The sequence below is a fragment of the Pseudomonas cremoris genome (genome assembly GCF_014230465.1).
On sequence record NZ_JAAXCY010000003.1, the window covers coordinates 284,162 to 297,568 of the forward strand.

Consider the following 13,407-nt stretch of genomic DNA (forward strand, 5'->3'; position numbering starts at 1 on the left):
ACTGGATTGGAATGCGGAGAAATTAGATGAGTGCGCTTTACATGATTGTCGGCACCCTGGTTGCTCTGGGTGTGCTGGTTACCTTCCACGAATTCGGTCACTTTTGGGTGGCGCGTCGTTGCGGCGTCAAGGTATTGCGCTTTTCAGTCGGTTTCGGCATGCCGTTGTTGCGCTGGCACGACCGCCGTGGCACTGAATTCGTGATCGCGGCCATCCCGCTGGGCGGCTACGTCAAGATGCTCGATGAGCGCGAAGGCGAAGTGCCGGCTGACCAGTTGGACCAATCCTTTAATCGCAAGACCGTTCGTCAGCGTATCGCTATCGTTGCTGCCGGCCCAATCGCCAACTTTTTGTTGGCGATTGTGTTTTTCTGGGTCCTTGCGATGCTGGGGAGCCAGCAGGTGCGTCCGGTCATCGGCGCGGTCGAGGCTGACAGCATGGCGGCCAAGGCCGGCCTGGTTGCGGGGCAGGAGATTGTTTCCATTGATGGCGAGCCTACCACCGGATGGGGCGCGGTCAATTTGCAGTTGGTTCGTCGTTTGGGCGAGAGCGGTACCGTCAATGTAGTGGTGCGTGAACAGGATTCCAGTGCCGAGCTCTCGCGTGAGCTGGCGTTGGACCACTGGCTCAAAGGTGCTGATGAGCCCGATCCGATCAAGTCCCTGGGGATCCGTCCGTGGCGTCCTGCGCTGCCGCCGGTGCTCGCCGAGCTGGATCCGAAAGGACCGGCCCAGGCCGCGGGTCTGAAAACCGGCGACCGTTTGCTCGCATTGGATGGTCAGCCGCTGGGCGACTGGCAGCAAGTGGTCGACTTGGTGCGTGTACGTCCTGATACCAAGATTGTGCTGAAAATTGAGCGCGAGGGTGCTCAAATCGACGTCCCTGTGACCCTGGCGGTACGTGGAGAGGCCAAGGCAGCCGGGGGTTACCTGGGTGCGGGGGTCAAAGGTGTCGATTGGCCGCCGTCGATGGTTCGCGAGGTGAGTTACGGGCCGTTGGCAGCGATTGGCGAGGGTGCAAAACGTACCTGGACCATGAGTGTACTGACCCTCGAATCCCTCAAGAAAATGTTGTTCGGTGAGCTCTCGGTAAAAAACTTGAGTGGACCGATAACCATTGCTAAAGTGGCGGGCGCTTCTGCCCAGTCGGGTGTCGCGGATTTCCTGAATTTCCTGGCTTATCTGAGTATTAGCCTGGGCGTTCTGAATTTGCTGCCCATTCCTGTATTGGATGGGGGGCATCTGTTGTTTTATCTGGTCGAGTGGGCGCGTGGTCGTCCCTTGTCGGATCGGGTGCAGGGTTGGGGGATACAGATCGGTATCAGTTTGGTGGTCGGGGTGATGTTGTTAGCCTTGGTCAACGATCTGGGAAGACTGTAACGCTTCGCTGAATTGCGAATCTGCCGCATTTTGCGGCAGTTTGTTTATTGCCAGTTGGAATAAGAAAGGACTTCATGAAACGTCTGCTGCTAACTGCGGTTCTCACCGTATTGATGATCGCCGAAGTTCACGCCGAGTCCTTCACCATCTCCGATATTCGCGTCAACGGCCTCCAGCGGGTTTCCGCGGGTAGCGTCTTTGGTGCATTACCGTTGAACGTCGGTGAACAGGCTGATGACCGTCGCCTGGTGGAATCCACTCGTGCGCTGTTCAAAACCGGTTTCTTTCAAGACATCCAACTGGGTCGCGAAGGTAACGTCCTGGTCATCACCGTCGTCGAGCGACCTTCCGTCGCGAGTATCGAGATCGAAGGCAACAAGGCGATCTCTACTGAAGACTTGATGAAAGGTCTGAAGCAATCCGGCCTGGCCGAGGGCGAGATCTTCCAGCGCGCCACCCTTGAGGGTGTGCGTAACGAGCTGCAACGCCAGTACGTCGCCCAAGGTCGCTATTCCGCGACCGTGGAAACGGAAGTGGTTCCGCAACCTCGTAACCGTGTTGGCCTGAAGGTCAACATCAACGAAGGCACCGTGGCGGCGATCCAGCACATCAACGTGGTGGGTAACACCAAGTTCGCTGATGACGACCTGATCGACCTGTTCGAACTCAAGACCACCAACTGGTTGTCGTTCTTCAAGAACGATGACAAGTACGCCCGCGAAAAACTGTCCGGTGACCTGGAGCGTCTGCGTTCCTACTACCTGGACCGTGGCTATATCAACATGGATATCGCTTCGACCCAGGTGTCCATCACCCCGGACAAGAAGCACGTCTACATCACCGTCAACGTCAACGAAGGCGAGAAGTACAAGGTTCGTGACGTCAAGCTGAGCGGCGACCTGAAAGTACCTGAAGACCAGGTCAAGGCCCTGCTGCTGGTGCAGAAAGACCAGGTGTTCTCGCGCAAGCTGATGACCACCACCTCCGAACTGATCACCCGTCGCCTGGGTAACGAAGGCTATACCTTCGCCAACGTCAACGGTGTACCGACCCCGCATGATGATGACCACACTGTGGACATCACCTTCGTCGTCGATCCAGGCAAGCGTGCCTACGTGAACCGTATCAATTTCCGTGGCAACACCAAGTCTGCGGACGAAGTGCTGCGTCGTGAAATGCGTCAGATGGAAGGTGGCTGGGCGTCGACTTACCTGATCGACCAGTCCAAGACCCGTCTTGAGCGCCTGGGCTTCTTCAAGGAAGTCAACGTCGAAACACCAGCCGTACCCGGTGTGGATGACCAGGTTGACGTGAACTACGCCGTGGAAGAGCAAGCGTCGGGTTCCATCACCGCCAGCGTCGGCTTCGCACAGAGTGCCGGTCTGATCCTCGGTGGTTCGATTACCCAGAACAACTTCCTGGGTACCGGTAACAAGGTGTCCATCGGCCTGACCCGAAGCGAATACCAGAGCCGCTATAACTTCGGTTATGTCGACCCCTACTGGACTGCTGACGGTGTGAGCCTGGGCTACAACGCCTTCTACCGCACCACCGACTACAAAGACCTCGACGTTGACGTTGCAAGCTATGCGATCGACAGCCTGGGTGCTGGCGTGAACATCGGCTACCCGATCAGTGAGACCTCGCGTCTGACCTTCGGCCTGACCGCGCAACAGGATGAGATCAAGACCGGTGTGTACACCGTGGACGAAATCTTCAACTTCGTGCGTACTGAAGGCGACAAGTTCCTGAACTTCAAGGCGTCGGCCGGCTGGTCCGAGTCGACCCTGAACAAAGGTGTACTGGCAACCCGTGGTCACTCCCAGAGCTTGACCCTTGAAGCCACCACGCCGGGCAGCGACCTGTCGTTCTTCAAGCTTGACTACCGCGGCCAGCTGTTCCAGCCGTTGAGCGACAACTACACCATGCGCCTGCACACTGAGCTGGGCTATGGCGATGGTTATGGTTCCACCAATGGTCTACCGTTCTACGAGAACTACTATGCGGGTGGCTTCAACTCCGTACGTGGTTTCAAAGACAGCACCTTGGGCCCGCGTGGTACTCCAAGCCGTGGTGTTGGTGTAACCGGTAACCAGGGCACCGTGGCTGACTCGGACAATGACCCGCTGCCGTTCGGTGGCAACGTACTGATCCAGGGTGGTGCGGAGATTCTGTTCCCGCTGCCATTCGTCAAGGACCAGCGCTCGCTGCGTACGTCGGTATTCTGGGACGTGGGTAACGTGTTCGACTCCAAGTGCGAGCAGATCAGAAACCCGAGTGGCGTGAAGTCTGAAACCCAGTGCAACGACGTGAGCCTGAGCAACCTGGCAAGCTCCGTGGGCGTGGGTGTGACATGGGTGACTGCGCTTGGCCCATTGAGCTTTGCTCTGGCCATGCCGATCAAGAAGCCTGATAACGCTGAAACCCAGATTTTCCAATTCTCCCTCGGCCAGACGTTCTAAGCGTCTGACCCAAGATAACGACAACGGATTCTGTAGGAGTGCATCGTGCGTAAGTTGACTCAATTGGTACTGCTGGCCACCGTGTTGGTAGCAAGCCCGGCCTTCGCCGAAATGAAAATCGCCGTCCTGAACTATCAGATGGCTCTGTTGGAATCCGATGCGGCCAAGAAGTACGCCGTGGATGCCGAGAAAAAATTCGGTCCTCAACTGACCAAGCTGAAAACTCTGGAAAGCAGCGCCAAGGGGATCCAGGATCGCCTGGTTGCCGGCGGTGACAAGATGCAGCAAGGCGAGCGCGAGCGCCTGGAGCTTGAATTCAAGCAAAAGGCCCGTGACTACCAGTTCCAGTCCAAGGAGCTGAACGAAGCCAAGGCTGTTGCTGACCGCGAAATGCTGAAACAGCTGAAGCCAAAACTCGACAGCGCTGTGGAAGAAGTCATCAAGAAAGGTGCCTTTGACCTGGTGTTCGAGCGTGGCGCTGTGATCGACGTCAAGCCTCAATACGACATCACCCGCCAGGTGATCGAGCGCATGAACCAGCTGAAGTAAGCCATGACCGCGACTATCAAACTCGGCGAGTTGGCCGAGTTCCTGGGAGCCACTTTGCGTGGCTCCCCGGAGAAAGAAATCACTGGGCTAGCCACTTTGCAGGAGGCTGGCCCAGCTCAGTTGAGCTTCCTCGCAAACCCCCAATACCGTAAATACCTCGTCGACAGTCAAGCCGCCGCCGTGTTGCTGAAAGCTGCTGATGCCGAAGGGTTTACCGGGGATGCGCTGGTGGTGGCCGATCCGTACCTGGCGTATGCGCAGGTGTCGCACCTGTTCGATCCAAAACCCAAGGCAGCCGTCGGTATTCATCCGTCGGCGGTGATCGCCGATGATGCCCAGGTCGACCCTGCGGCTAGCATTGGCGCCTTTGCGGTGATCGAAAGTGGCGCGCGTGTCGCGGCTGGCGTGACGGTTGGCGCCCATTGTTTTATCGGCGCGCGCTGCGAAATCGGCGCTGGCGGCTGGTTGGCACCCCGCGTGACCCTGTACCACGACGTGCGTATTGGTGAGCGTGTAGTGATTCAATCCGGCGCGGTCATCGGCGGTGAAGGTTTTGGCTTTGCCAATTCCAAGGGTATCTGGAACAAGATTGCCCAGGTCGGCGGCGTATTGATCGGCGACGACGTGGAAATTGGCGTGAACACCGCGGTCGATCGTGGGGCCCTGGCCGATACCGTGATCGGTAATGGCGTGAAGCTCGACAACCAGATCCAGATTGCCCACAACGTGCAGATTGGCGATCACACCGCCATGGCCGCCTGTGTGGGCATCTCCGGCAGCACCAAGATCGGCAAGCATTGCATGCTCGCCGGTGGCGTTGGGCTGGTGGGGCATATCGACATTTGCGACAACGTCTTCATCACCGGCATGACCATGGTGACCCACTCGATTACCGAGCCAGGGGCCTATTCGTCCGGTACCGCCATGCAGCCTGCGGCTGAGTGGCGCAAGAGTGCAGCACGTTTGAGGCAGCTCGACGACATGGCTCGACGTCTCAAACAGCTGGAAAAGCGTGTTGGGGACGTGACCCCTGGCGGTAATGCTTCATCAGAAGGCTGATACCATTTCCATATCAAGTGTGCACAGCCGCTAGACTGCCTCCTTGATTTGCTAGCGGGGCGTGCGTTTAGTTCGCCCGCCCCCAATCTTTATTACAGGCTTCCCCCCGAAATGATGGACATCAACGAGATTCGCGAATACCTGCCTCACCGTTACCCGTTCCTGCTGGTGGACCGTGTAGTGGACCTCAATGTTGAGGAAAAGCGCATTCGTGCCTACAAGAATGTCAGCATCAACGAACCGTTCTTCAACGGTCACTTTCCCGCGCATCCAATCATGCCGGGCGTGTTGATCATCGAAGCGATGGCCCAGGCTGCCGGTATCCTTGGTTTCAAAATGCTCGACCTCAAGCCTGCCGACGGCACGCTTTACTATTTCGTGGGCTCCGACAAGTTGCGTTTCCGCAACCCGGTCACCCCGGGTGACCAGCTGATCCTGGAAGCCAAGTTCATCAGCTGCAAACGCCAGATCTGGAAGTTTGAGTGCCAGGCTTCGGTTGACGGCAAGCCGGTGTGCTCTGCCGAGATCATCTGTGCGGAACGCAAACTATGAGTTTGATTGACCCTCGCGCAATCATCGATCCGTCGGCCGTTCTGGCCGCCGACGTTGAGGTCGGCCCTTGGTCGATCATCGGCGCAGGTGTTGAAATCGGCGAGGGGACTGTCATCGGGCCGCATGTGATCCTCAAAGGTCCGACCCGCATTGGCAAACATAATCGTATCTACCAGTTTTCCTCGGTAGGCGAAGACACCCCGGACATGAAGTACAAGGGTGAAGAAACACGCCTGGTAATCGGTGATCACAATATCATTCGAGAAGGCGTGACCATTCACCGTGGGACTGTGCAAGACCGTGCAGAAACCACCCTGGGTGACCACAACCTGGTGATGGCCTATGCCCACATCGGCCATGACAGCGTAATTGGCAACCACTGCATCCTGGTCAACAACACTGCGCTGGCTGGCCATGTGCACGTTGATGACTGGGCGATCCTGTCCGGTTTCACCCTGGTGCATCAGTATTGCCATATCGGCGCCCACAGCTTTTCCGGCATGGGTACCGCCATCGGCAAGGATGTTCCCGCGTATGTCACCGTGTTCGGCAACCCGGCCGAAGCCCGCAGCATGAACTTCGAGGGCATGCGCCGTCGTGGTTTCAGCGAAGAGGCGATCCATGCCCTGCGTCGTGCCTACAAGGTGGTTTACCGCCAGGGGCTGACGGTAGAGCAGGCGTTGACCCAACTGGCCGAGCCGGCAGCGTTGTTCCCGGAAGTCGCGGTGTTCCGTGACTCTATCCAGGCGTCGACTCGCGGCATCACCCGCTAATCATGGCCAATCTGCGTATCGCGCTGGTGGCCGGAGAAGCTTCCGGCGATATTCTGGGCGCAGGTCTCATGCGGGCCCTCAAGGCCCAGCATCCGGCGGTGGAGTTCATTGGCGTCGGTGGTCCGTTGATGCAGGCCGAAGGGCTCACGTCCTACTTCCCCATGGAGCGCTTGTCGGTCATGGGGTTGGTGGAAGTGCTGGGTCGCCTTCGTGAACTGCTGGCTCGCCGCAAGCTGCTGATCCAGACCCTGATCGAAGAAAAGCCTGACGTCTTCATCGGAATCGACGCGCCGGACTTCACCCTCAATATCGAACTCAAATTGCGTCAGGCCGGTATCAAGACCGTGCACTACGTCAGCCCGTCCGTATGGGCGTGGCGGCAGAAGCGCGTGTTGAAAATTCGCGAAGGCTGCGATTTGATGCTGACCTTGTTGCCGTTTGAGGCGAAGTTCTACGAAGAGAAGGGCGTGCCGGTGCGGTTTGTCGGGCATACCTTGGCCGATACGATCCCCCTGCAGGCTGAACGAGCAGCTGCCCGTGCCGAATTGGGCTTGGCTGAGGGGCCGCTGGTTGCGCTGATGCCAGGCAGCCGGGGCGGCGAAGTCGGTCGTCTGGGCGCGTTGTTTTTTGATGCAGCTGAACGCCTGATGGCCTTGAAGCCCGGCGTGCGCTTCGTACTGCCGTGTGCCAGCCCGCAACGTCGCGCGCAGATCGAAACGTTGCTGGAAGGCCGCAGCCTGCCGTTGACCCTGTTGGATGGCCAATCGCACCTGGCCCTGGCCGCCTGTGATGCGGTGCTGATTGCCTCGGGCACCGCGACCCTGGAGGCCTTGTTGTACAAGCGCCCGATGGTCGTGGCCTACCGCTTGGCACCGCTGACCTTCTGGATTCTCAAGCGCATGGTCAAGAGCCCCTACATCTCCTTGCCCAACCTGCTGGCCCAGCGACTGTTGGTGCCGGAATTATTGCAGGACGATGCAACGCCTGAAGCCCTGGCGCAAACCGTACTCCCCCTGATCGATGGTGGCGAAGAGCAGACCCGTGGTTTTGACGCTATCCATCGCATTTTGCGTCGGGATGCGTCCAACCAGGCGGCGGATGCCGTGTTGACCTTGATCGGCCAAAAGCAGGATTCCCTATGACGACGCAAATGGGCCTGGATTTCAGCCTGGTCGCACAAGCCCACGAACTGGTGGCCGGTGTTGATGAGGTAGGGCGCGGTCCGCTGTGCGGCGCTGTTGTCACAGCGGCGGTGATTCTCGACCCGAACCGCCCGATACTCGGCCTCAACGACTCGAAAAAACTCACCGAAGCTCGCCGCGAAAAGCTCTTCGACGAGATCTGCGAAAAAGCGCTGAGCTGGCACATCGCTCGTGCCGAAGTCGAGGAAATCGACGAGCTGAACATTCTTCACGCCACCATGCTCGCGATGCAGCGCGCGGTGGAGGGGCTGCACGTCACGCCAAAACTGGCGATGATCGACGGCAACCGTTGCCCGAAACTGACGATGCCGTCTGAAGCCGTGGTCAAGGGCGATAGCAAGGTGCCCGCCATCGCCGCCGCCTCGATCCTGGCCAAAGTCAGCCGTGATCGTGAAATGGCTGCGTTCGAATTGATCTACCCCGGCTACGGTATTGGTGGCCACAAGGGCTATCCGACGCCCGTTCATCTGGAAGCCTTGGCTCGCTTGGGTCCGACACCCATCCACCGCCGCTCGTTCGCCCCGGTTCGTCAGGCTTACGAAGCTCGGGAGAGCCTCAGCGAGGTATAGTCGCGAGGCTGATGTTTTACTCAAGGCCCGGTACAATCCGGGCCTTGTTGTTTTCCACGTATAAGAGATCACTATGCCGGCTTCATTCGTTCATCTACGCCTGCACACTGAATACTCCCTGGTCGACGGCCTGGTACGGATCAAACCGCTGGTCAAAACCCTGGTGGGCATGAACATGCCTGCGGTAGCGGTGACCGATCAGAACAACATGTGTTCCTTGGTCAAGTTCTACAAGAACGCCATGGGGGCCGGCATCAAGCCGATCTGTGGCGCCGACTTGTGGCTGTCCAACAAAGACCCCGACAGCCCCCTGAGCCGCATCAGCCTGTTGGCGATGAACGGCGTCGGCTATCGCAACCTGACCGAACTGATTTCCCGCGGCTTTATCGACGGCCAACGCAATGGCTCGATCATCATCGAGCGCGAATGGGTTGCCGAGGCGAGCGAAGGCCTGATCATGCTGTCGGCCGCCAAAGAAGGCGAGATCGGCATTGCGCTGCTGGGCGGTAACCCCCAGGAAGCGGAGGTGCTCGCCAGCGAGTGGATGCAGGTCTTCCCCGACCGTTTCTATCTGGAAGTCCAGCGCACCAATCGCCCCAATGATGAAGAGCACCTGCACGCCGCCGTCGCCCTGGCCGACAAGCTGGGCGCGCCGTTGGTGGCGACCAACGATGTGCGCTTCATCAAGAAAGAAGATTTCGAGGCGCACGAGACCCGCGTGTGCATCGGCGAAGGCCGGGCCCTGGATGATCCGCGTCGTTCGAAGAACTACAGCGAAGAGCAATACCTCAAAAGCGCCGATGAAATGGCCGAGTTGTTCAGCGACCTGCCCGAAGCCCTGGAAAACTCCGTCGAAATCGCCAAGCGCTGCAATATCGAAGTGAAGCTGGGCAAGCACTTCCTGCCCAACTTCCCGATTCCCGATGGCATGACCATCGACGAGTATTTCCGCAAGGTGTCGTTCGACGGCCTGGAAGAGCGCCTCACCGTTCTGCTGCCCAAGGACACCACTGAAGACTACGATGCCAAGCGCCAGGTGTACGTCGATCGGCTGAATTTCGAGCTGGATATCATCATCCAGATGGGGTTCCCCGGTTACTTCCTGATCGTAATGGACTTTATCCAGTGGGCCAAAAGCAACGGTGTGCCGGTGGGTCCTGGCCGGGGGTCGGGTGCAGGCTCACTCGTGGCTTACGTACAGAAGATTACCGACCTCGATCCGCTGGAATATGACCTGCTGTTCGAACGGTTCCTGAACCCGGAACGGGTTTCCATGCCCGACTTCGACGTCGACTTCTGCATGGATGGCCGCGACCGCGTGATCGAATACGTGGCCGAAAAATACGGCCGCAACGCGGTAAGCCAGATCATCACCTTCGGTTCCATGGCCGCGAAGGCGGTAATCCGCGACGTTGCCCGAGTGCAGGGCAAGTCCTACGGCCTGGCGGATCGCCTGTCGAAGATGATTCCGTTCGAAGTCGGCATGACCCTGGAAAAGGCCTACGAGCAGGAAGAAATCCTGCGCGACTTCATCAAGATCGATGAAGAAGCCGCCGAAATCTGGGACATGGCCCGCAAGCTTGAAGGTGTGGTGCGTAACGTCGGTAAACACGCCGGTGGTGTGGTTATCGCACCGACCAAGCTCACCGACTTCTCGCCAATCTATTGCGACGAAGCAGGCGATGGCCTGGTAACCCAGTTCGACAAGGACGACGTGGAGGCCGCCGGTCTGGTGAAGTTCGACTTCCTCGGCCTGCGGACCCTGACGATCATCGACTGGGCACTCAAGACCATCAACCGTGAACGTGCCAAGGTCGACGAAGAGCCGCTGGATATCGCGTTTATCCCGCTGGATGACAAGCCGACTTACCAGTTGCTGCAAAAAGCCGAAACCACGGCGGTGTTCCAGCTTGAGTCGCGCGGCATGAAGGAGCTGATCAAAAAGCTCAAGCCCGACTGCCTGGAAGACTTGATCGCACTGGTGGCCCTGTTTCGCCCGGGCCCGCTGCAATCGGGCATGGTGGATGACTTCATCAACCGTAAGCACGGCCGCGCCGAGTTGGCGTATCCGCACTCCGATTATCAATACGACGGCCTCAAGCCGGTGTTGGCGCCCACCTACGGCATCATCCTGTATCAAGAACAGGTGATGCAGATCGCCCAGGTGATGGCCGGTTACACCCTCGGCGGTGCGGACATGCTGCGTCGAGCCATGGGTAAGAAAAAACCCGAGGAGATGGCCAAGCAGCGGGGCGGTTTCATCGAAGGTTGCGCCACCAACAACATCGACGCGGACCTTGCCGGTAACATCTTCGACCTGGTGGAGAAATTCGCCGGTTATGGCTTCAACAAATCCCACTCCGCCGCCTACGGCCTGGTGTCGTACCAGACCGCCTGGCTGAAAGCCCACTACCCGGCGCCGTTCATGGCCGCGGTACTCTCGGCGGATATGCACAACACCGACAAGGTCGTGACCTTGATCGAGGAAGTGCGCACCATGAAGCTGCGCCTCGACGCGCCGGATGTGAACGCCTCGGAGTTCAAGTTCACGGTGAACGACGAAGGCCGCATCATCTATGGTCTGGGCGCGATCAAGGGGGTCGGCGAAAGCCCCGTGGAGGCTATTGTCGAAGCGCGTCAGGACGGGCCGTTCAAGGACCTGTTTGACTTCTGCGCGCGGGTTGACCTTAAGCGCATCAACAAGCGGACCCTCGATGGCCTGATTCGCAGCGGCGCACTCGACCGTCTCGGCCCGTATTTCCACGATGAGCCGAAAGCCTATCAGGCCAATATCGACCGTAACCGCGCGGTGTTGCTCACTGCCATGGAAGAAGCGATCAAGGCTGCCGAGCAGACCGCTCGCACCCACGACAGTGGCCACGCCGACTTGTTTGGCGGGTTATTCGTCGAAGAAGACTCGGACGTGTACGGCAACCATCGCAAGGCCAAGGAGCTCACGCTCAAGGAACGTCTCAAGGGTGAAAAAGACACCTTGGGGCTGTACCTCACCGGCCACCCGATCGACGAATATGAAGGCGAAATCCGCCGGTTTGCCCGTCAGCGCATCATTGACCTGAAACCGGCTCGCGACACCCAGACCGTGGCGGGCATGATCATCGCCCTGCGGGTGATGAAAAATAAGAAGGGTGACAAGATGGGCTTTGTCACGCTCGACGACCGTTCGGGGCGCATTGAAGCATCGTTGTTTGCCGACGCATTCCACTCGGCGCAGTCGTTGTTGCAGACCGACGCCATGGTGGTGGTGGAAGGGGAGGTCAGCAACGATGATTTCTCCGGCGGCCTGCGCTTGCGGATCAAGCGGGTGATGAGCATGGAAGATGCGCGCACCAACCTGGCGGAAAGCCTGCGCTTGAAGGTGAAAACCGAAGCGCTCAAGGGCGATCAGCTACGCTGGTTGGGCGACTTGCTCAAGCGCCACCGAGGCGCGTGCCCGGTGACCATGGAGTACACCGGCAGTGACGCCAAGGCCATGCTGCAGTTTGGTGAGACCTGGCGAATTGATCCCGCCGATGGCTTGATTCAAGCTTTGCGTGACCAGTTCGGGCGAGACAACGTCTTCCTCCAATACCGTTGATGCACTTGTAAAAAGCCGGGTGACAGCAAATCGCCTGATATCGACAAAACATTTAATCTCGACCTAAACGCGCCTCTCCCTTAAGGTAGGGCGCGAATAGACAACCGGCTGGCCAGGCACTCCTTGGCCGTCGACCCAAGACGGACGCTTATGAACCCGAATTTTCTTGATTTCGAACAGCCGATCGCTGACCTGCAAGCCAAGATTGAAGAACTGCGCCTGGTCGGCAATGACAATTCGCTGAATATCGGCGATGAGATCGCTCGCCTGCAGGACAAGAGCAGCACCCTGACCGAAGACATCTTCGGCAAGCTGACCAGCTGGCAGATCGCGCGCCTGGCCCGCCACCCGCGCCGCCCGTACACCTTGGACTACATCCAGCACATTTTCACCGAGTTCGACGAGTTGCATGGCGACCGCCACTTCTCCGACGACGCGGCTATCGTGGGCGGTATCGCTCGCCTGGACGACCAACCAGTGATGGTGATCGGTCACCAGAAAGGCCGTGAAGTACGCGAGAAAGTCCGTCGCAACTTCGGCATGCCGCGCCCGGAAGGCTACCGCAAGGCGTGCCGCCTGATGGAAATGGCCGAACGCTTCAAGATGCCGATACTGACCTTCATCGACACCCCGGGTGCCTACCCAGGTATCGACGCTGAAGAACGCAACCAGAGCGAAGCGATTGCCTGGAACCTTCGCGTCATGTCTCGCCTGAAAACCCCGATCATCGCCACCGTAATCGGTGAAGGTGGTTCCGGCGGCGCACTGGCCATTGGCGTCTGCGACCAACTGAACATGCTGCAATACTCGACCTACGCGGTGATTTCGCCGGAAGGTTGCGCCTCGATCCTGTGGAAAACCGCCGAAAAGGCACCGGACGCTGCCGAAGCCATGGGCATCACTGCCGATCGCCTCAAAGGCCTGGGTATCGTGGACAAAGTGATCGCCGAGCCACTGGGCGGCGCCCACCGTGACCCGGCTGCTGCTGCCGCGACCATTCGCGCTGAGCTGGGCTCGCAACTGGCGATGCTCAAGAAGCTGGATAACGAAGCGCTGTTGGCGCGCCGTTATGAGCGTCTGATGAGCTACGGTCTCTGATCAGGCACTGATCTGGCAGACAATGCAGTACTCGTGTGGGAGCGGGCTTGCTCGCGAAAGCGGTGTTCCAGTCAACTTATTCAGTGACTGACACGCTTTCGCGAGCAAGCCCGCTCCCACATTTGCTTTGTGTATGCTGGGCCGACGTATTCCAGATTTGCAGCGGTAA

General features: G+C 58.7%; 10 protein-coding genes. All 10 read left to right on the forward strand.

All coding sequences use genetic code 11. The features are described 5' to 3' along the window. Window positions 1-26 precede the first annotated feature (26 nt). The 10 genes from rseP (at window position 27) to HF257_RS08050 (ending at window position 13,238) form a co-directional block, all read left to right on the forward strand. The gene (rseP, locus tag HF257_RS08005; RefSeq protein ID WP_185707392.1) at window positions 27-1,379 is read left to right on the forward strand and encodes a sigma E protease regulator RseP; all 1,353 of its coding nucleotides are present in this window, start codon (window positions 27-29) and stop codon (window positions 1,377-1,379) included. A 74-nt stretch (window positions 1,380-1,453) separates the two neighbouring features. Continuing rightward, window positions 1,454-3,841, forward strand: a complete 2,388-nt coding sequence (gene bamA / locus HF257_RS08010) for an outer membrane protein assembly factor BamA (RefSeq protein WP_185707390.1) — start codon at window positions 1,454-1,456, stop codon at window positions 3,839-3,841. A gap of 45 nt (window positions 3,842-3,886) precedes the next feature. Continuing rightward, window positions 3,887-4,390 (forward strand): OmpH family outer membrane protein, encoded by a 504-nt coding sequence (locus tag HF257_RS08015; protein ID WP_105696264.1) that lies wholly within the window; start codon window positions 3,887-3,889, stop codon window positions 4,388-4,390. A 3-nt stretch (window positions 4,391-4,393) separates the two neighbouring features. Next, window positions 4,394-5,449, forward strand: a complete 1,056-nt coding sequence (gene lpxD, locus HF257_RS08020) for a UDP-3-O-(3-hydroxymyristoyl)glucosamine N-acyltransferase (RefSeq protein WP_185707388.1) — start codon at window positions 4,394-4,396, stop codon at window positions 5,447-5,449. A gap of 111 nt (window positions 5,450-5,560) precedes the next feature. Further along, on the forward strand, window positions 5,561-6,001 hold the full coding sequence (gene fabZ / locus HF257_RS08025) for a 3-hydroxyacyl-ACP dehydratase FabZ (protein ID WP_003172281.1): 441 nt from the start codon (window positions 5,561-5,563) through the stop codon (window positions 5,999-6,001). Next, window positions 5,998-6,774 carry an acyl-ACP--UDP-N-acetylglucosamine O-acyltransferase gene (lpxA, locus tag HF257_RS08030; RefSeq protein WP_185707386.1) on the forward strand — a complete coding sequence of 259 codons (777 nt, stop codon included), beginning with the start codon at window positions 5,998-6,000 and terminating at the stop codon, window positions 6,772-6,774. The genes fabZ and lpxA overlap by 4 nt, the downstream gene beginning before the upstream one ends. A gap of 2 nt (window positions 6,775-6,776) precedes the next feature. Beyond that, window positions 6,777-7,916: a lipid-A-disaccharide synthase gene (lpxB, locus tag HF257_RS08035; protein ID WP_185707384.1), complete on the forward strand. Its 1,140-nt coding sequence runs from the start codon at window positions 6,777-6,779 to the stop codon at window positions 7,914-7,916. Further along, on the forward strand, window positions 7,913-8,545 hold the full coding sequence (rnhB, locus tag HF257_RS08040; protein ID WP_185707382.1) for a ribonuclease HII: 633 nt from the start codon (window positions 7,913-7,915) through the stop codon (window positions 8,543-8,545). The genes lpxB and rnhB overlap by 4 nt, the downstream gene beginning before the upstream one ends. A gap of 73 nt (window positions 8,546-8,618) precedes the next feature. Continuing rightward, window positions 8,619-12,140 carry a DNA polymerase III subunit alpha gene (gene dnaE, locus HF257_RS08045; RefSeq protein WP_185707380.1) on the forward strand — a complete coding sequence of 1,174 codons (3,522 nt, stop codon included), beginning with the start codon at window positions 8,619-8,621 and terminating at the stop codon, window positions 12,138-12,140. 150 nt (window positions 12,141-12,290) lie between these two features. Beyond that, window positions 12,291-13,238, forward strand: coding sequence for an acetyl-CoA carboxylase carboxyltransferase subunit alpha (locus tag HF257_RS08050; protein WP_003172288.1), 948 nt, complete (start codon window positions 12,291-12,293; stop codon window positions 13,236-13,238). Window positions 13,239-13,407: the final 169 nt, after the last annotated feature.

Bases quoted from the DNA above. Each gene is read 5' to 3' on its own strand.
- HF257_RS08050 (WP_003172288.1), top strand. From the start codon at position 12,291: ATGAACCCGAATTTTCTTGATTTCGAACAGCCGATCGCTGACCTGCAA.
- lpxA (WP_185707386.1), top strand. From the start codon at position 5,998: ATGAGTTTGATTGACCCTCGCGCAATCATCGATCCGTCGGCCGTTCTG.
- lpxB (WP_185707384.1), top strand. From the start codon at position 6,777: ATGGCCAATCTGCGTATCGCGCTGGTGGCCGGAGAAGCTTCCGGCGAT.
- rnhB (WP_185707382.1), top strand. From the start codon at position 7,913: ATGACGACGCAAATGGGCCTGGATTTCAGCCTGGTCGCACAAGCCCAC.
- lpxD (WP_185707388.1), top strand. From the start codon at position 4,394: ATGACCGCGACTATCAAACTCGGCGAGTTGGCCGAGTTCCTGGGAGCC.
- dnaE (WP_185707380.1), top strand. From the start codon at position 8,619: ATGCCGGCTTCATTCGTTCATCTACGCCTGCACACTGAATACTCCCTG.
- bamA (WP_185707390.1), top strand. From the start codon at position 1,454: ATGAAACGTCTGCTGCTAACTGCGGTTCTCACCGTATTGATGATCGCC.
- fabZ (WP_003172281.1), top strand. From the start codon at position 5,561: ATGATGGACATCAACGAGATTCGCGAATACCTGCCTCACCGTTACCCG.
- rseP (WP_185707392.1), top strand. From the start codon at position 27: ATGAGTGCGCTTTACATGATTGTCGGCACCCTGGTTGCTCTGGGTGTG.